This window comes from Pseudomonas brassicacearum subsp. brassicacearum (assembly GCF_008801605.1).
In the GTDB taxonomy this organism is placed as follows: domain Bacteria; phylum Pseudomonadota; class Gammaproteobacteria; order Pseudomonadales; family Pseudomonadaceae; genus Aquipseudomonas; species Aquipseudomonas brassicacearum.
Window position 1 is genome coordinate 245988 of the sequence record NZ_VZPJ01000005.1, and the last position, 19197, is coordinate 265184.

Annotated in this window: 15 protein-coding genes and 1 pseudogene; 7 read left to right on the top strand and 9 right to left on the bottom strand. The window is 60.9% G+C overall.

Annotated features, from left to right (window positions below; translation table 11 throughout):
* Positions 1-38: 38 nt before the first annotated feature.
* The 3 genes from F7R20_RS14415 to F7R20_RS14425 are packed head-to-tail and all read left to right on the top strand — an operon-like array spanning position 39 to position 1904.
* Positions 39-416 carry a septal ring lytic transglycosylase RlpA family protein gene (locus F7R20_RS14415; protein ID WP_003197811.1) on the top strand — a complete coding sequence of 126 codons (378 nt, stop codon included), beginning with the start codon at positions 39-41 and terminating at the stop codon, positions 414-416.
* A 49-nt stretch (positions 417-465) separates the two neighbouring features.
* The gene (locus F7R20_RS14420; RefSeq protein ID WP_033028058.1) at positions 466-1527 is read left to right on the top strand and encodes a calcium/sodium antiporter; all 1062 of its coding nucleotides are present in this window, start codon (positions 466-468) and stop codon (positions 1525-1527) included.
* Positions 1524-1904 carry a carboxymuconolactone decarboxylase family protein gene (locus F7R20_RS14425; RefSeq protein ID WP_003177973.1) on the top strand — a complete coding sequence of 127 codons (381 nt, stop codon included), beginning with the start codon at positions 1524-1526 and terminating at the stop codon, positions 1902-1904. Before F7R20_RS14420 ends, F7R20_RS14425 begins: the two co-directional genes overlap by 4 nt.
* A gap of 106 nt (positions 1905-2010) precedes the next feature.
* Here F7R20_RS14425 and F7R20_RS14430 read toward each other — a convergent pair whose 3' ends face one another.
* From F7R20_RS14430 to kdgD, 5 genes are all read right to left on the bottom strand, one after another.
* Positions 2011-2952 (bottom strand): AEC family transporter, encoded by a 942-nt coding sequence (locus F7R20_RS14430; RefSeq protein ID WP_003197808.1) that lies wholly within the window; start codon positions 2950-2952, stop codon positions 2011-2013.
* 260 nt (positions 2953-3212) lie between these two features.
* The gene (gene garD, locus F7R20_RS14440; protein WP_003197806.1) at positions 3213-4766 is read right to left on the bottom strand and encodes a galactarate dehydratase; all 1554 of its coding nucleotides are present in this window, start codon (positions 4764-4766) and stop codon (positions 3213-3215) included.
* Positions 4767-4779: 13 nt separating this feature from the next.
* Entirely contained in the window at positions 4780-6144 is a 1365-nt protein-coding gene (locus tag F7R20_RS14445) for an MFS transporter (protein WP_003197804.1), read from the bottom strand.
* Between the two features lie 86 nt (positions 6145-6230).
* Positions 6231-7676, bottom strand: a complete 1446-nt coding sequence (locus F7R20_RS14450; RefSeq protein WP_003197801.1) for an aldehyde dehydrogenase family protein — start codon at positions 7674-7676, stop codon at positions 6231-6233.
* Positions 7677-7805: 129 nt separating this feature from the next.
* The gene (gene kdgD / locus F7R20_RS14455; protein ID WP_003177964.1) at positions 7806-8717 is read right to left on the bottom strand and encodes a 5-dehydro-4-deoxyglucarate dehydratase; all 912 of its coding nucleotides are present in this window, start codon (positions 8715-8717) and stop codon (positions 7806-7808) included.
* Between the two features lie 372 nt (positions 8718-9089).
* On the opposite strand from kdgD, the gene F7R20_RS14460 reads away from it, so the two are divergent.
* Positions 9090-9446 (top strand): hypothetical protein, encoded by a 357-nt coding sequence (locus tag F7R20_RS14460; protein WP_100264347.1) that lies wholly within the window; start codon positions 9090-9092, stop codon positions 9444-9446.
* Between the two features lie 118 nt (positions 9447-9564).
* On the opposite strand, the gene F7R20_RS14465 is transcribed toward F7R20_RS14460, so the two are convergent.
* The 4 genes from F7R20_RS14465 to F7R20_RS14485 form a co-directional block, all read right to left on the bottom strand.
* Positions 9565-10311: a FadR/GntR family transcriptional regulator gene (locus F7R20_RS14465; RefSeq protein ID WP_003197797.1), complete on the bottom strand. Its 747-nt coding sequence runs from the start codon at positions 10309-10311 to the stop codon at positions 9565-9567.
* 277 nt (positions 10312-10588) lie between these two features.
* Positions 10589-12316 carry an ABC transporter ATP-binding protein/permease gene (locus F7R20_RS14475; RefSeq protein WP_003197795.1) on the bottom strand — a complete coding sequence of 576 codons (1728 nt, stop codon included), beginning with the start codon at positions 12314-12316 and terminating at the stop codon, positions 10589-10591.
* A gap of 98 nt (positions 12317-12414) precedes the next feature.
* Positions 12415-12975, bottom strand: a complete 561-nt coding sequence (locus F7R20_RS14480) for a response regulator transcription factor (RefSeq protein WP_003177957.1) — start codon at positions 12973-12975, stop codon at positions 12415-12417.
* Positions 12972-14231, bottom strand: coding sequence for an ATP-binding protein (locus F7R20_RS14485; protein ID WP_003197792.1), 1260 nt, complete (start codon positions 14229-14231; stop codon positions 12972-12974). The genes F7R20_RS14480 and F7R20_RS14485 overlap by 4 nt, the downstream gene beginning before the upstream one ends.
* Positions 14232-14465: 234 nt before the next feature.
* Here F7R20_RS14485 and F7R20_RS14490 point away from each other — a divergent pair, with 234 nt between their 5' ends.
* The 3 genes and pseudogenes from F7R20_RS14490 (at position 14466) to F7R20_RS14505 (ending at position 19113) form a co-directional block, all read left to right on the top strand.
* The gene (locus F7R20_RS14490) at positions 14466-15182 is read left to right on the top strand and encodes an SIMPL domain-containing protein (RefSeq protein ID WP_003197790.1); all 717 of its coding nucleotides are present in this window, start codon (positions 14466-14468) and stop codon (positions 15180-15182) included.
* Positions 15183-15391: 209 nt separating this feature from the next.
* Positions 15392-15946: pseudogene (locus tag F7R20_RS14495) on the top strand (integrase core domain-containing protein); the annotation flags it as partial.
* A gap of 1541 nt (positions 15947-17487) precedes the next feature.
* On the top strand, positions 17488-19113 hold the full coding sequence (locus F7R20_RS14505) for an ABC transporter substrate-binding protein (RefSeq protein ID WP_003197781.1): 1626 nt from the start codon (positions 17488-17490) through the stop codon (positions 19111-19113).
* Positions 19114-19197: the final 84 nt, after the last annotated feature.

The following is a 19197-nucleotide window of genomic DNA, read 5'->3' on the forward strand; positions in this document are numbered from 1 at the left end:
TCCCACGCAGAGCGTGGGAACGATCATGGGGTCATCGAATGAAGCGTCTCCTCGGCGCCTGCGCCCTGCTGTCCCTGTTGGCCGGTTGCGCCAGCCAGAGCGGGACGGTCGATCCACACGGCTACGACCAGACCGGCGTCGCCTCGTATTACGGTGCCAGGCACCACGGCAAGCGCACCGCCAGCGGCGAGCGTTTCGACCAGCACAGCCTGACCGCCGCCCATCGCCAGTTGCCGTTCGGCACCCGGGTGAAAGTCACCAACCTGAACAACAATGACAGCGTGGTGGTGCGCATCAACGACCGTGGCCCATACTCCCGAGGCCGCTTGATCGACGTGTCCCGCGAAGCCGCCGAGCAACTGGGCATGTTGCGCAGCGGCACCGCACGGGTGCGCGTGCAAGCCCTCGACGATTGATAGACGGAGCCCGGCCATTTCCCTACTCACCGCCCTACCGCTGCTCAGCCTGATCGAATTGTTCGGCGCCCTGCTGTTGCTGATCGGCGGCGCCGAACTGCTGGTGCGCGCCGCCGTGGGCCTGGCGGCACGCTTGCAGGTACGACCACTGATCATCGGCCTGAGCGTCGTCGCGTTCGGCAGCAGCGCCCCACAAATGGCCGTCAGCCTGCAGGCAACCCTGGCGCAAAACGCCGACATCGCCGTGGGCAGCGTGATCGGCAGCAGCATCTTCAACATCCTCGTCACCCTCGGGCTGTCGGCGCTGATCATTCCATTGCGCGTCTCGCGCCAACTGGTGCGCCTGGACATTCCGTTGATGATCGGTGCCAGCCTGCTGGTGTTCGTGCTGGCCTGGAATGAGGAACTGACCCGGCTGGACGGCGTATGGCTGCTGGTGGGCCTGGCGGTGTACCTGGGCCTGTTGTTGCGCCAGTCGCGGCACTCGGGACGGCCGCACACGGTGGATATCGAGATGACCCGGGGGTCGTGGCCCATGAGCCTGGCGATGATCGTGCTGGGCTTGGCAATGCTGATTTTCGCCGGGCACCTGCTGCTGGGCGCGGCGGTGGAAGTGGCCACGGACCTGGGGCTTTCGGAGCGCATCATCGGCCTGACCATTGTCGCCGTCAGCACCTCGCTGCCGGAGCTCGCCACCTCGTTGATCGCCGCCCTGCGCGGCCAACGGGACATTGCGGTGGGCAACGTCATCGGCAGCAACCTGTTCAACCTGCTCGGGGTATTGGGGATAACCGCCCTCGCCGCCCCCACGCCATTGTCGGTCTCACCGAACGCCCTGGATTTCGACCTGCCGGTGATGCTCGGCGTGGCGGTGCTGTGCCTGCCGGTGTTCTATTCCGGTTATCGTGTCACCCGCGCCGAAGGGCTGCTGTTGCTGGGGTTGTACCTGGCCTATGGGCTGCACGTGATGTCCTTCACCACCGGCATGCCCCTGGCCGGCCAACTGGAACGGCTGATGCTGTTTTATGTGCTGCCGGCCCTGCTCGCGTTTTTACTGTTCACCTCCTTGCGCGCCTGGCGCCGCCAACACCACAAGAGGGATTTGCCATGACCGACACTCCAAAGACCGGCCTGGACATGCGTCGCCAAGTCATGGGCGACGCATTCGTCGACCGCGCCCTGGGCAACGCCACCGAGTTCACCCAGCCATTGCAGGACTTCGTCAACGAACATGCCTGGGGCAGCGTCTGGAGCCGCGAAGGCCTGCCGCTGAAGACCCGCAGCCTGATCACCCTGGCCGCCCTCACCGCCCTCAAGTGCCCGCAGGAACTCAAAGGCCATGTGCGCGGCGCGCTGAATAATGGCTGCACGGTGGAAGAGATTCGCGAGGCATTGCTGCATTGCGCGGTGTACGCGGGCGTGCCGGCGGCGATCGATGCGTTTCGGGCGGCGCAGGAAGTGATCGATAGCTATCAGAAACCTGAGTGACCGTTGGATCGCTATCGCGAGCATGCTCGCTCCCACAGATGATTGCGATACACCTGGGAGCGAGCTTGCTCGCGATTTGGACCTCAAGAACAGCGCAAACCCAAGGCTAGATCCACCCACCCCACTGCAACACAAAGATCCCCAGGTTGGTGGTAATCGCCGCCATCAGCGTGGTGATGACGATAATCGCCGCTGCCAGTTCATGGTTGCCATCGGCCGCCCGGGCCATGACGTAACTGGCGGCGGCGGTGGGGCTGCCGAAGTACAGGAACAGGATCCCCAACTCCGCCCCGCGAAAGCCCCAGAGCCACGCACCGAGAGTGGCCAGCAGCGGCAGCCCGACCATCTTCACCAGGCTCGAACTCAGGGCCATCTTGCCGCTCTTGCGCAAGGCCGCCAGCGACAGCGTGCCGCCGATGCAGATCAACGCCAGGGGCAAGGTCATTTGCGACAGGTACTTGGCCGAGGTCTCGAACCAGTTTGGCAGGCCGATGTGCCAATAGGCGAACGGCGCGGCGACGATCACGCTGATGATCAGCGGGTTGCTGATCACACTCTTGCAGATGCTCCACGGGTCAGACTTGATCACCGGGCTGTAGACCGCCAGCACGATGGTCGACAAGGTGTTGTAGAACAGGATCACCAGCGCCGCGAGAATCGCCCCCAGGGAAATCCCGTAGTCGCCATACATGCTCGCCGCCAGCGCCAGGCCAATGACCCCGTTGTTGCCGCGAAACGCACCTTGGGTATAGATACCGCGATCCTCGCGCGGGCAGCGCCAGATCGCCCAGCCCCAGGCCATGGCGAAACTTGCCAGGGTGGCGACGGAGAAATAGATCAGCAGGTCGGGCTGCAACGCCGCATGCAGGTCGGCATGGAGGATGCCGAGGAACAACAGCGCCGGCATGGTGACGTTGAACACCAGGGACGAGGCAATGTGGATGAAGTTGTCGTTGATCCAGTTGATGCGCTTGAGCAACACCCCCAAAAACAGCATGGCAAACACCGGCGCGGTGATGTTCAGGGTTTCGAGGAAAATTGCCAGCATGCCGGGGACCTTGAGAGGGTGTCGTTAGGTGGCTAATGATAAGCCACTCACGGCATTGGCGTCTGGTGGAGCGCTATCGCGAGCAAGCTCGCTCCCACATGTGTTCTTCAGTGAACACAAAATCCGCACTCTCCGCAAATCCCCTGTGGGAGCGAGCTTGCTCGCGAAGACGGCAGCACATCCAACATCGATGCTAGCTGAACCACCGCTATCGCGAGCAAGCTCGCTCCCACACTGGATCTCCGGCGATCACAAAATCATCAGGTGATCGGTGCTGGGTTGAACAACGTGATGTCGTTGTACAACTTGTGCCGCTCGGCCCAGGTCTGTTTCTTGCCGCTGGCCACGTCTAGGTAGTAGTGGAACAGCTCCCAACCCAGTTCCTCGATGGTCGCGCGTCCGGTGGCGATCCGGCCGGCGTCGATGTCGATCAGGTCCGGCCAGCGTTGGGCCAGTTCGGTGCGGGTCGAGACCTTCACCACCGGGGCCATGGCCAAGCCGTACGGCGTGCCGCGGCCGGTGGTGAACACGTGCAGGTTCATCCCCGCCGCCAGTTGCAACGTGCCGCAGACAAAATCACTGGCCGGCGTGGCGCAGAAGATCAGGCCCTTTTGCTTGAAGCGCTCGCCCGGACCCAGCACGCCATTGATCGCGCTGCTGCCGGATTTGACGATCGAGCCCAGGGATTTTTCGACGATGTTCGACAGCCCGCCCTTCTTGTTGCCCGGCGTGGTATTGGCACTGCGATCGGCTTCGCCCTTGGCCAGGTAACGGTCGTACCAGTCCATTTCACGCACCAGTTCCTGGGCCACTTCCTGGGTTTGTGCCCGGGAGGTCAGCAGGTAGATCGCATCGCGCACTTCAGTGACTTCGGAAAACATCACCGTTGCCCCGGCCCGCAGCAGCAGGTCCGAGGCGTAGCCCAGCGCCGGGTTGGCGGTGATGCCGGAAAACGCATCGCTGCCACCGCATTGCATGCCCAGGATCAGCTCCGAAGCCGGTACGGTTTCGCGGCGGCGCTGGTCGAGTTTCTTCAGGCGGGTCTCGGCCAGTTCCATGATCTGCTCGATCATTTCGGTGAAACCGTGACTGGAATCCTGTAAGCGATACAACCAAGGCTCGCTGAGGTCCACCGAGCTGTCGCCCTCATGCATCACCTGCCCGGCCTGCAATTTCTCGCAGCCCAGGCTGATCACCAGCGCCTCGCCCCCCAGGTTCGGGTTACGTGCCAGGTTGCGCACGGTACGGATCGGGATGTAGGCATCGGTGGCAGTGATCGCCACGCCGCAGCCGTAGCTGTGGGTCAGCGCCACCACGTCATCGACGTTCGGGTACTTGGGCAGCAACTCGTCCTTGATGCGCTTGACTGCATGGTCCAGCACCCCGGTCACGCACTGCACCGTGGTGGTGATGCCCAGGATATTGCGCGTGCCGACGGTACCGTCGGCGTTGCGATAACCCTCGAAGGTGTAGCCCTCCAGCGGCGCATCGGCCACCGGCACATCAGTGGACAGCGGCAGGCTGTCCAGCGGCGGCGCGGTCGGCATGCGCAACTGGTCTTCCTTGACCCAGCTGCCACGAGGGATCGGTTGCAGTGCATAGCCGATGACCTGGCCATAGCGAATCACCTCGCCGCCCTCGGGAATGTCCACCAGGGTGACCTTGTGGCTCTGCGGCACAAAGTCCACAGTGACCAGGCCGTCCGGGAACTCGGTCCCGGCCGGTACACCCTGGTCATTGACGACGATCACTACGTTGTCCCGCTCATGCAAGCGGATGTAACGCGGCGAATCGGCATGTTCAATCAGTTGCATTGACGCCGCTCCTTCAGGATTTTGCTTCAGACAGGCTGGAGATGTCGGCATCCTTGGCCGTTGGTTCCTTGAGCACGACACGCTTGATCGGCCCCACAATGACCAGGTAGCTGAACACCGCCACCAGCGCGTTGCAACCGACAAACACCAGCGCCCATTTGAACGAACCGGTGGCGCTGATGATGTAGCCGATGACGATTGGCGTGGTGATCGATGCCAGGTTGCCGAAGGTGTTGAACAGGCCACCGCTCAAGCCGGCGATCTGTTTTGGCGACGTATCGGAGACCACGGCCCAGCCCAGTGCGCCGACGCCTTTACCGAAGAAGGCCAGGGCCATGAAGCCCACCACCATCCATTCGATGTCGACGTAGTTGCACGCCACGATGCTGCTGGACACCAGCAGGCCGGCGATGATCGGCGCCTTGCGGGCGAAGGTCAGCGAGTGGCCCTTGCGCAGCAGGTAATCGGAAATCACCCCGCCGAGGACGCCGCCGATGAAACCGCAGATCGCTGGCAAGGACGCGATGAAACCGGCCTTGAGGATGGTCATGCCGCGTTCCTGCACCAGGTATACCGGGAACCAGGTCAGGAAGAAGTAGGTGATGCCGTTGATGCAGTACTGGCCCAGGTACACGCCGAGCATCATGCGGTTGGTCAGCAGTTGGCGGATGTAATCCCACTTCGGACCGTCGGTTTTCTTGTCCTTGCCCTTGTCCTGGTCCATATCGACCATCGCACCATTGGCGGCGATGTGATTGAACTCGGCCTCGTTGATCATTGGGTGCTGACGCGGGCTGTGGATCACTTTCAGCCAGATCAGCGAGAACACGATGCCGATCACGCCCATCACGATGAACACATGCTGCCAGCCGAAGCGATAGACGATCCAACCCATCAGCGGCGCGAACAGCACCGTGGCGAAGTATTGCGCCGAGTTGAAAATCGCCGAGGCGGTGCCGCGTTCTGCGGTCGGGAACCAGGCGGCGACGATACGTGCGTTGCCAGGAAAGGACGGCGCCTCGGCCAGACCGACCATAAAGCGCAGCATGAACAGTGCAACCACGGCCGTGGACATGCCGAATTCACCCACATAGCCTTGCAGCACGGTGAACAGCGACCAGGTGAAGATGCTCAAGGCATAGATTTTTTTCGAGCCGAAACGGTCGAGCAGCCAGCCACCGGGAATCTGCCCGGCCACGTAGGCCCAGCCGAAAGCGGAGAAGATATAACCGAGGGTGACGGCATCGATGCCGAGGTCTTTTTGCAGGCTGGAGCCTGCGATGGCGATGGTGGCACGGTCGGCATAGTTGATCGTCGTCACCAGGAACAGCATGAGCAGGATCAAATAGCGGACGTGAGTCGGCTTGGTCGCTTGCATGTAGAGGTACTCCCACTATTTATTTTTATGCGGGTCAGCAGATTGTACGACCGGAGCTGGAAATCCAGCCCCGGCCGGTGTTGCGTTTACGAACCGATGTAAGAGGTCTTCACCACGGTGTAGAACTCTTGCGCGTAGCGACCTTGCTCACGCGAACCATAGGACGAGCCTTTGCGTCCGCCGAACGGCACGTGGTAATCCACGCCGGCCGTCGGCAGGTTGACCATCACCATGCCCGCCTGGGAATGGCGCTTGAAGTGGTTGGCATACTTCAACGAGGTGGTGGCGATACCGGCGGACAGACCGAACTCGGTGTCGTTGGCCATCGCCAGCGCCGCCTCGTAGTCGGCCACGCGCACGACGTTGGCCACCGGGCCGAAGATCTCTTCGCGGCTGATGCGCATCGAGGCTTCGCTGTCGGCGAACAGGGTCGGCGCCAGGAAGTAACCTTCCGTGTCGCACGTCACCAGGCCGCCACCGCTGACCAACCGAGCACCTTCGCTCTGGCCGATGTCGATGTACTTCAAGTCCTGGCTGAGCTGGGCTTCAGAAACCACCGGGCCGATATCGGTGCCGGCCTTCAACGCATGGCCGACCTTGATCGACTGCATGCGCTCGGCCATGGCCTCGACGAACTTGTCGTGGATGCCGGCGGTGACGATCAGGCGACTCGAAGCCGTGCAGCGCTGGCCGGTGGAGTAGAACGCACTCTGCACCGCCAGTTCGACGGCCTGCTTGAGGTCTGCGTCGTCGAGGATGATCTGCGGGTTCTTGCCGCCCATTTCCAACTGCACCTTGGCCTGGCGCGACACGCAGTTGACGGCGATCTGCCGCCCCACGCCCACCGAACCGGTAAAGCTGATGCCGTCGACTTTCGGGCTGTTGACCAGCACTTCGCCAACCACACGGCCGCTGCCCATAACCAGGTTGAACGCACCGGCCGGGAAACCGGCGCGGGAAATGATCTCGGCCAGGGCCCAGGCGCAGCCCGGCACCAGTTCGGCGGGTTTGATCACCACGCAGTTGCCGTAGGCCAGGGCCGGGGCGATTTTCCATGCGGGAATGGCGATCGGGAAGTTCCACGGGGTGATCAGGCCGACCACACCGAGGGCTTCACGGGTGACTTCAACGTTGACGCCTGGGCGCACCGACGGCACGTAATCACCCGACAGGCGCAGGCATTCACCGGCAAAGAACTTGAAAATGTTGCCGGCGCGGGTCACTTCGCCGATGGCTTCGGGCAGGGTCTTGCCCTCTTCCCGGGCCAGCAGTTGGCCGAGTTCTTCACGGCGGGCGAGGATCTCGCTACCGACTTTGTCCAGCGCATCGTGACGGGCCTGGATGCCCGAGGTCGACCAGGCCGGGAACGCGGCGCGCGCGGCTTCGATGGCGGCATTGACTTGCGCTGCGTCAGCCTTGGCGTATTCACCGATGACATCGGACAAGTCAGACGGGTTGATGTTGGTGCAATAGTCAGCACCAGCCACCCACTGACCGTTGATGTAGTTATCGAAACGCTTTGAATCTGCCACGGAGCTACTCCTTCTACAAAAGCTGTCTAGGAACGCAGAGCGTCCCTGGCTGCATTCCCACGCGATGCGTGGGAGCGATCGAGCCTTACGCAAAAAGCCGCTGATTGCTCAGCGGCCTTATCGGGTCTGTTACTGCTTGCCTTGCTTGTCGATCAGCGCGGCCAGTGCTTCGTATTCTTCTGGCAGCAGGTCGGTCAGCGGCGTGCGCACAGGACCTGCGTCATAGCCCACGATCTTCGCGCCGGCCTTGACGATGCTCACTGCGTAACCGGCCTTGCGGTTGCGAATGTCCAGGTATGGCAGGAAGAAGTCGTCGATGATCTTGCCGACGGTTTCGTGATCGTCGCGGGCAATGGCGTGGTAGAAATCCATCGCGGTTTTCGGGATGAAGTTGAACACCGCCGAGGAGTAGACCGGCACGCCAAGGGCCTTGTAGGCCGCAGCGTAGACTTCAGCGGTCGGCAGGCCGCCCAGGTAGCTGAAGCGATCACCGAGGCGGCGACGGATCGACACCATCAGTTCGATATCGCCCAGGCCATCCTTGTAGCCGATCAGGTTAGGGCAGCGCTCGGCCAGTTGTTCCAGCAAAGTGGCGTTCAGGCGGCAGACGTTGCGGTTGTACACCACCACGCCGATCTTCACCGATTTGCACACGGCTTCAACGTGGGCGGCAACACCGTCCTGGCTGGCTTCGGTCAGGTAATGCGGCAGCAGCAACAGACCCTTGGCACCCAGGCGCTCGGCTTCTTGAGCGTATTCGATGGCCTGGCGAGTGGCACCGCCAACACCGGCAAGGATTGGCACGCTGGTGGCGCAGGTATCGACGGCGGTCTTGATGACTTGGGAATACTCGCTGGCGGCCAGGGAGAAGAATTCACCGGTGCCGCCCGCTGCGAACAATGCAGAGGCGCCATACGGGGCCAGCCACTCGAGGCGCTTGATGTAGCTGTCGCGATTGAAATCGCCTTGAGCAGTGAAATCGGTGACCGGGAACGACAGCAGGCCAGACGAGAGGATGGACTTCAGTTCTTGTGGATTCATTATTCGAACACCCTGGACGCAAATGATGTGTTGTAGGAAACGGTTCAGCTTCACGTGAAGTTGTAGGTCATCGTACAACTTAAAATATGAACGTCAACTGCATTTCGTCTTTTGTCGGGTGCAGGGGTTGAGGCGTTTGTCGCAGAACCTTGTAAATCGGGCCTTTGAGCAGGATGGAAAAGACAGATAAAACTTGCCGACCGAGCACCAGGACCGCTCATCGCCACTGTCAACTCTGTCAGTAGGCGTCGTCACGACAAGGGGGCATAACCCAGGCATGGCCGTGTCATGCCCGGCTGTAGTCCTTTTCTCAATCTTTTAAGTGAGTCGCCCGTACGCAACGATCAGGGCTGCCTCACAGGGAGTGACATCATGGCGAAGAGCTATGCGAAACCGACGCTCAAGGACTTTCCAGCCACTGGGGAAGTCACGATCAGCTTGTCAAAGGTAAAGACGTTGAGCGTGAAGATTCCGGATGCAGCTTTTGAACCGTACTCGAACGCCCGACTGACTCTGGGCGTCGGCTCGACGTCTCCAACTCCGGTAGGTGCGTTTACACCGCTGACCGAGGGTGAGGAAGGTACGCCCTGCAAGGATGTGACAATGACGCTAACCAATGCCGACTTGACAGCTTACATCGACAAATTGGTTGAGCTTCGTTACGAGGTTAGCTACGAGAGCTGGGATCCCGATATATCCGAGCCGCAAATGTTGCGGATCAAGGCGTAGTAGCCATCTCCGTGCGTTTGTCGGCTGGTAAGCGAGCAGCAACGCAGTATCTGTGTGGCGAGGGGATTTATCCCCTCGCCACAGGAACAGTGACTCACCTCATCTCAACTGACAGCAGCTAGCCCTGCGCCTGCGCCTCTTCATGGGCCTGGCGCAGCCGCTCGCGGCTGTTGGTCAGATGCAAACGCATGGCCGCACGGGCCGCCTCGGAGTCCTGGCGGGCGATGGCGTCGTAGATCTCCTCGTGCTCGCGGCTCAGGCGGTTCATGTAGCGCTGCTGGTCATCGTGGGCCAAACGCGCCGAGTTCACCCGGGTACGCGGAATGATGCTGGTACCCAGGTGAGTCATGATGTCGGTGAAGTAGCGGTTGCCGGTGGACAGGGCGATTTCCAGGTGGAAGGCGAAGTCCGAGGCCACCGCATCGCTGGCGTGGGCGGCGCTTTCGTTCAAGGCGTCGAGGGCGGCGCGCATGGCGGCCAGTTGCTCGTCGCTGCGGCGCTGCGCCGCCAGCCCGGCGGATTCCACTTCCAGGCTGATGCGCAACTCCAGGATCGCCAGCACGTCACGCAAGGTGACCACGGTGGCCGGGTCGATGCGAAAACCGCTGGGGCTCGGCGTGTCCAGCACGAAAGTGCCGATGCCATGGCGGGTTTCCACCTGGCCGGCCGCCTGCAAGCGGGAAATCGCCTCGCGCACCACGGTACGGCTGACGCCATGGGCTTCCATGATCGCCGACTCGGTGGGCAATTTATCGCCACGCTTGAGCAGGCCGTCGCGAATCTGCTCGGTCAACACCGTCACCAGCTCCTGCGCCAGGCTGCGGCGCTTGCGGGGAAAGCGTGGTACTTCGATCGGGTTTTCCATGGGGTTGTGTCTCGGTAAACGGCTGAATGGCATCATCATAGCGCAACGTGGTTGTACGATCACCGTGGGTGCAGCGGCGAGTCTGGTGCTGAGACCGATTCGCCTTCATCGCGAACAGGCTCGCTCCCACACTAGAGCGGTTGCGTGCATTTGCATCCGGCTCACCACAAACCCCCTGTGGGAGCGAGCTTGCTCGCGATGGCGGTGGGTCAGCCACATCAATATCAACTGATACACCGCTATCGCGAGCAAGCTCGCTCCCACAGGTTTTGGGTGTTTATGCTGTCACGGTGCGCTCCACCAGTTGGCCATTTTCGATACGCACATGTCGCGGATGGAAACGTTTCAAACTGCTTCGGTGGCCGACGCTGACGATGCTCAGGCCCGGTAACTGGTCGATCAGCGCCTGGTACAGCGTCGCCTCGTCTTCTTCATCCATCGCCGACGTGGCTTCGTCCATGTACAACCATTGCGGTGCATAAAGCAATGCGCGGGCAAAGGCCAGGCGTTGTTGCTCGCCGGGCGAGAGCATGCGCTGCCAGTGGTTGCTTTCATCCAGCCGCGGGATCAGGTGCGGCAGGCGGCAGGTTTCCAGCACCTGGGCATAACGTTCGTTGGGATAGATATCGCCGGCCTGTGGATAACTCAATACCTCACGCAGGCTGCCAATCGGTAGATAAGGCTTCTGCGGCAGGAACAGGTAACGCGCGGCCGGAAGCCGGATCGTCCCGTGCCCTGCCGGCCACAAATGCCCCATCGCCCGCAGCAGGGTCGATTTGCCGCTGCCTGAACGGCCACTGAGCATCACCCGTTCGCCCGGCTCCACGGTCATGTCGGCGTTATCGAGCAGATGGCGACCGTCGGCCAGGTCCAGCCCCAAGTGATGAACCTTCAACCCATCGCCCTGGTTTTGCACATCGATGGCCGGCACACGGTCTTCGTTGTCGCTCATGGCCTGGCGGAAACTCAGCAGACGATCGCAGGTGGCGCGCCACGCGGCGAGGTCGGCATAAGCACTGATGAACCAGCTGAAATTCTCCTGCACATTGCCGAACGCCGAGTTGATCTGCATGAGCTCGCCCAGCTGGATCTTGCCGGCGAAGTAGCGCGGTGCAGCGACGATGAACGGGAAGATGATCGCGATCTGGCCGTAGCCGGAGGTGAAGAACGTCAGGCGCTTGGACACTCGCATGATGTCCCAGAAATTATGCCAGACCAGGCCGAAACGCCCGCTCAGGCGACGGTTCTCGTTCGGTTCACCGTTGTACAGCGCAATGCTCTCGGCGTTTTCACGCACCCGTACCATGGAAAAACGCAGGTCGGCTTCGAAGCGTTGCTGGTTGTTGTTCAGACCGATCAGGCGTCGGCCGATCAAGTGCGTCAGCCAACTGCCCACCGCCGCATACACCAGCGCGCACCAGAACATGTAGCCCGGGATGGTGTAGCCGAACACTTCGATGCTGCCTGACACGCCCCACAAAATGATCGAGAACGACACCAGGCTGACCACAGTGCGCAGCAATCCCAAGCCCAGGCTCAGGGTGTTGGTAGTGAAACTGTTGAGGTCTTCGGAAATCCGCTGGTCCGGGTTATCGGTATAACCGCCCTGCTCCAGCCGGTAGTAATTCTTGTCACCGAGCCAGCGGGCGAAATGCTGCTCGGTGAGCCAGGCCCGCCAGCGGATGGTGAGCATCTGCGTGAGGTACAAGCGGTATACCGCGCCCAGGATCGCCACCGCCGCGATGCCGCAGAAATACAGGATCAACTGCCAGAACGCCGCGCTGTCCTTCTCTTGCAGGGCGTTGTAGAAATCCTTGTACCAACTGTTGATCCACACCGAGATCGCCACGCTGAACAGCGAGAGTGCGATGACGGCGATCAACAGCGTCCAGGCCTTGCCCTTCTCCTCACTGCGCCAGTACGGCGTGGTCATTTGCCAGACACGGCGGAAAAACTGCCCGCGCACCGCGTCATTGACCGCGGAATATTCAGCGTTCTGATTCATGGTTAAGGCTCTATAAAAAAAAGAACAGACTCGGGCCGATCATATAGAGCAACGACCCGATGTGTCGCGGGGGTGGACAACACCTGTTCAGCGCAGGTTCAGCGACGCACGGGACGCTTTTGCAATTTGCGCTGCAAAGTCCGCCGGTGCATGCCCAAGGCGCGGGCCGTGGCGGAGATATTGCCTTCGTGCTCGGTCAGCACCCGCTGGATGTGCTCCCATTGCAGGCGATCCACCGACATGGGGTTTTCCGGCACCAGGGTGTCGAGGTCGGCGTGCTCGGACAACAGCGCCGCCAGTACATCATCGGCGTCCGCCGGTTTGCACAGGTAATTGCAGGCACCGCGCTTGATGGCCTCGACTGCGGTGGCGATGCTCGAATAACCGGTGAGGATCACCACGCGCATCTCCGGGTCCAGCTCCAGCAGCTTGGGCAACAGCACCAGGCCCGAGTCACCGTCCATTTTCAGGTCCAGGGCGGCGTAGTCCGGCAGGTCGGCCTGGGCGATGGTCAGGCCTTCTTCGGCAGAACCTGCGGTGCTGACGCGAAAACCGCGACGGGACATCGCCCGGGCCATGACGCGGGTAAACGTGGCGTCGTCATCTACCAGCAACAGGTGCGGCAGCTCTTCGCCGTCGACTTGGATCTCGTCACTCATGTTTCGTCTCCTCGGTCGGCATGGGGCAGGCGCAGCTCGGTGAGCGTGCCGCCTTCCTCATGGGGGTAGAGTTTCACCGAGCCGCCGGCGCGTGTCACGCTGGCTTTGCTCAAAAACAGGCCCAGGCCGAAACCTTTGCCCTTGGTGGTATAGAACGGCTTGCCGATCTGCTCGGCAATCGCCAGCGGCACACCGGCGCCGTGGTCGCGAATACTGATGGTCAGCTCATAGGCATTCCAGTCCAACGCCACTTCCAGCCCTTCGGGGCAAGCGTCGGCGGCGTTGTTCAGCAGGTTCAGCAGCGCCTGGGTCAGGTCCGGCGGCGGAGCCATGCGTGGCACCGGGCCCTGGCCCAGGCGCTGGAAGCGATAACTGGCTTCCGGGCGCATCAGGTGCCAGCGGTTCAACGCCTCATCGAGCCAGTCGGTGACATCTTGCATGTCGATGGCCAGCCGACGATTGGCCTCGGCGGCGCGCACCAGGTACTGCAGGGTCTCCTTGCACAGCTTGACCTGGTCCTGCAGCACGCTGAGGTCCTCCTGCAACGCCGGGTCGTGGTGATCCTGGCGCATCTCCTTGAGCAGCACACTCATGGTCGCCAGCGGCGTGCCCAACTCATGGGCGGCGCCAGCGGCCTGAGTCGCCACGGCCAGCAATTGCTCGTCGCGCAGGCCCTCTTCACGGCGGATGGCCCGCAATTCTTCCTGGCGACGCAGCTCCTCGGCCATGCGCGCGGCAAAAAACGTGATGACCGCCGCGGCCAGGGCGAAACTCAGCCACATGCCGTAGATCTGCAGGTTTTCCCGGGCGATGGGGAAGGTTTCCAGCGGGTAGAACCGCGCCAGCAGCAAGGTGTACAGCGCCAGGGCGATACCAGACAGGATCAACGAAAAGCGCCACGGCAACGTCACCGCGGCGATGGTCAGCGGCACCAGGTAATAAGAGACGAAAGGGTTGGTGGAACCGCCGGAGAAATACAGCAGCGCGCTGTGGATAAACAGGTCGCCGGCCAGCTGTACGGCGTATTCCAGCTCAGTTACCGGCCACGAGGTGCGCAGGCGAATCGCCGTCAGCGCGCAGAGCACGCTGGAACAGACCAGGGTGATCGCCAATTGCAGCCAGGGCAGCGGCAGCAGGTTGAACCAATAGGCGAGCCCCACCGAGCCGGCCTGGGCCGCCAGGACCAGGATGCGGATGAATGTCAGGCGCCAGAGGTTCTGGCGAGAGGCGGATGTCATTTGCAAAGGGGCGAGCATGAGCTCTCCTGATGAGCGCTCCAGGCGAATCGCACGGAGTATAACCAAGGCGCGGCTTGCAGCGGCAGATATGCGGCAAAGCGCCACAGCCTCGAAATGACACACCCCCTGTCAATTGGACTCATGCACATCTGTATAGAAGTTGTAACTGTGCGAACCCACCCATAAAAGCTAGAGTCTTAACGTTCACGCAGGCCCGGACCTCACCCCTGCGCACCATCCCAAGGAGCTTTCATGCACACGTTCCGTCGCCCCGCCGCCCTGCTCGCCCTCAGCCTCGGCACCGCCGCCAGCCTGCCGGCCCTGGCCGCCGATGAGCTGCACTACAACCAGATTTCCCTGCGCGCCGAAGCCAGCCAGGAAGTGGCCCGCGACCTGATGATCGTCACCCTCTACACCGAGGAGCAGAACACCGACCCGGCCAAACTCGCCGCCGCCGTCAGCACCACGCTGAACAAAGCCATCGGCCAGGCCAAAGAGGTCAAGGACATCAATCTGCGCCAGGGCAGCCGCAACAGCTACCCGATCTACGACAACAAAGGCGGGAAAATCACCGGCTGGCGTGAGCGCGCGGAACTGCGCCTGGAAAGCGCCGACTTCGCCGCCCTGTCCAAACTCACCGGCGAACTGCTGGGTGACATGAAAATGGCTGGCATGGACTTCGCCATCGCCACCGCCACCCGCAAAACCAGCGAAGACGCCCTGCTCAAGGACGCCGTCAACGCCTTCAAGGCCCGCGCCCAACTGGCCACCGACGCCCTGGGCGGCAAGGGTTACAAAATCGTCAACCTGAACTTCAATACCAACGGTTATCCACAACCGTACATGCGCCCGCAGATGATGATGAAAGCCGCGTCCATGGATGCTGAGTCGGTGACGCCGGAAGTTGAAGCGGGCACCAGCCAGGTGACGATGACGGCGGATGGGGTGGTTGAGGTGTTGATGCAGTGATGATCGGCGGTGGTTCAGCCAGTCTCACTGACTGAACCACCGAAGCCGAGTGAGAATACTCCGTGGCGAGGGAGCTTGCTCCCGCTGGGCTGCGCAGCAGCCCCAAACCAGACGCCTCGGTGTATCAGATGGATCCAGTCGCTGCTGCTGGGGCCGCTTCGCGCCCCAGCGGGAGCAAGCTCCCTCGCCACAAGGTGGTTAAGGTGCCGGGCTGGCCGGCTCGTATCAACGTTGATAACGGCCCGCCCTGGGGTTCGCCACGCAATCCAGGAGAAATTACAGAGCTGAGTATCTGGCTGATTCGGCTGGGAATTCGGATCAGCTTCAGCCGTCCTCGACACCCTCAAACCAATGGAAAGCTCGAGCGTTTCCATCGTTCACTCAAAGCAGAAGTGCTCAATGGACGTCACTTTTCCACACTGATGGACGCTCAATCGGCTTTTGATCAATGGCGTGAGGTTTATAACCTACAACGCCCGCATCAGGCGCTGGGCTACAAGGTGCCTATGGACCGCTATCGGAGCAGCCCCTGGGCGTATCCGCAGCAACTGTCAGACTTTGAATATGGCCCGGATGATGTGTTGGCCAAGGTTTATCACAGTCGGTTTCGCTTTCAGAAACGCTACTTCAGCATCGCCAAAGGACTGGTTGGACAGCACATCGCAATACGCCCTAACGCTGAAAGCGATGGCTTGTTTGACGTCTACTTCTGCCATCACTTCCTACGGACCTTCGACGTGAATACCCCTGACTACGGTGCATAATGTGTCCACTATGTCCCCGCACAGGTGTCAACCATGTGTCCGGTCCGTACAAAAAGCGTGAAAGTAACCAAAGCGCTTTTGCCCCACCACTCGGTGCCTCGCTTAGGCTCGGCATGCCTGAACGAAGGCATTGCTCCGTGGGCCGCCGCGAAGGGCCATCCATGGCCCAGCGCGGCTAACCCGGCATCCATGCCGGGTTGCCCACTGCGCAATACCTTCGTTCAGCCAGCGTGGTTAACGGGGCGCCCGAGATCAACGTCCACCGCGAGGCGGCCTGGTAGCCGACCTGGCTCTTGGTGGGACCGCGTTTCTCCTGTGGGAGCAAAGCTTGCTCGCGATGGCGGTGGTTCAGTCACATGGATGTTGAGCTTACTGGCCTCATCGCGAGCAAGCTCGCCCCCACAATTTGGATTGGGGACAGCCGAAGATACAGGTCGGCTGTAAGGCCGCCTCGCGAGCAAGCTTTGCTCCCACAGGTCCTGCTCAAACAGATCTGATGGGTGTACGACCAGGAGAACCAGGTCGGCTACTAGGCCGCCTCGGGGCGGACGTTGATCTCAGCGCCCCGTTAACCACGCTGGCCGAACGCAGGCATTGTGGAGTGGGTATCCCGGCATGGATGCCGGGATAGCCGCGCTGGGCCATGGATGGCCCTTCGCGGCGGGCCCACGGAGCAATGCCTTCGTTCAGGCATGCCGAGCCTAAGCGAGGCACCGAGTGGTGGGGCATATAGCGTTTTGCTTACTTTTGCGCTTCTCAAAAGTGAGCCGCCGTCAGGGCGGAACCCTAAGCAGCCGTTACCGCAGCAATGGATATGTACTCGATCAACAAGGCCAGCTATCAGGTCGCCTTCGCGAGCAAGGCCGCTCCCACACTTGGATCGGGTACGACCGGGAGAGCCAGGTCGACTGTCAGGCCGCCTCGCGAGCAAGCTTTGCTCCCACAGGCCTGACGGGTGTATGACCAGACAGCCTCGCCCCCAAAACAACAAGGCGCCACCCAGTGAAACCGCAGGTTGCGCCGGGTACCACCCTCAACTCATGAGCAATGACGGTGCAACGTCCCCCTAACGCACGAATGCAGCACAAATGCTCCAGCAGAATCGGATCAAGACCATCGTCAGCATGAATGAAGCAAGCACATCAAGCGCGCAAAAAATGGCGAACATGCTGCAATGATTTACATCTGCCCCCCGATAACCGACAACCGACTGGAGCGATAAACAGGGATTTCAAACTCAGCCCATAGCCCCCATACCCATCTACGGCGCGGGTTTGAAGTGGTAACACCTGCCCATTCCCGGTGCACTACAGCCGAAAAACGCCCCCGAAAAGAGCGTGATTTACCCCGAAAAAACACGCGCAAACGATCAAATGCGTCGGAAGTTACACAGATGCGACATTAAGGTACGTTCGTGCCACTGTTTCGGACTTGTGACCGCTCTGGATCTTGCATTGGGTATGGGGCCTGCATAAGTATCCGCAGGACGACTCACGAGGTCGCCCTCAAATCCAAAAATGACAACAAATCATGAGGCCAACATGCTTAAACAAGCGGTCATTCCGTTTTTAGTCGGCGCAAGCTTATTAGCCAGCGCACCTTTCGCCCAAGCCGCGACTAACCTGGTGTTCTGCTCCGAAGGGAGCCCGGCCGGTTTTGACCCTGGTCAGTACACCACCGGAACCGACTTCGACGCCTCTGCAGAGACCATGTTCAACCGCCTGACCCAGTTCGAACGTGGCGGCACCGCCGTGATTCCTGGCCTGGCGACCAAATGGGATATTTCCGAAGACGGCCTGACCTACACCTTCCACCTGCGTGAAGGCGTCAAGTTCCATACCACCCCGTACTTCAAGCCGACCCGCGAATTCAACGCCGACGACGTGCTGTTCACCTTCAATCGCATGATCAGCAAGGATGACCCGTTCCGTAAGGCCTACCCGACCGAGTTCCCATACTTCACCGACATGGGGATGGACACCAACATCACCAAGATCGATAAAGTCGACGACCACACCGTCAAGTTCACCCTCAAGGATGTCGACGCCGCGTTCATCCAGAACATGGCCATGAGCTTCGCCTCGATCCAGTCCGCCGAATACGCCGCCCAGTTGCTCAAGGAAGGCAAGGCCTCCGACATCAACCAGAAGCCAGTCGGCACCGGCCCGTTCGTGTTCAAGAGCTACCAGAAAGACTCCAACATCCGCTACACCGGGAACAAGGACTACTGGAAGCCTGACGACGTGAAGATCGACAACCTGATCTTCGCCATCACCACCGACCCGTCGGTGCGCATGCAGAAACTCAAGAAAAACGAATGCCAGATCACTCTCTTCCCACGCCCGGCCGACCTCAAGGCCCTGAAGGAAGATAAAGCGCTGAAGATGCCTGACCAGGCGGGTTTCAACCTGGGCTACATCGCCTATAACGTGATGGACAAGATCAAGGGCAGCAACGAGCCGAACGTGCTGGCCAACCTGAAAGTTCGCCAGGCGCTGGACATGGCGGTCAACAAGCCGCAGATCATCGATTCGGTCTACCAGGGCGCCGGCCAGTTGGCTGTCAACGCCATGCCGCCGACCCAATGGTCCTACGACACCACCATCAAGGACGCCAAGTACGACCCTGAGAAAGCCAAGGAGCTGCTCAAGGAAGCCGGCGTCAAGGAAGGCACCAACATCACCCTGTGGGCGATGCCGGTCCAGCGTCCGTACAACCCGAACGCCAAGCTGATGGCCGAGATGCTGCAGTCCGACTGGAAGAAAATCGGCCTGAACGTCAACATCGTCAGCTACGAATGGGGCGAGTACATCAAGCGTTCCAAAGGCGGCGAGAACCAGGCGATGATCATCGGCTGGAGCGGTGACAACGGTGACCCGGACAACTGGCTCAACGTGCTGTTCGGTTGCGACTCGCTCAGTGGCAACAACTTCTCCAAATGGTGCGACAAGAAATTCGACGATCTGGTCAAGCAAGCCAAGCGCACCTCCGACCAGTCCAAACGCACCGAACTGTACAAACAGGCACAACACGTCCTCAAGGATGCCGTGCCAATGACACCTATCGCTCACTCGACGGTGTATCAACCCATGCGCGCCAACGTGCAGGATTTCAAGATCAGCCCATTTGGCTTGAACTCCTTCTACGGCGTCAGCGTCAGCAAATAAAGATAGGCAACGGCGACGTCTTCAACGTCGCCGTTGCTGTATCTGCCGAGACCAAGACTCAGGAAATCGCCTGCATCCAAAAGC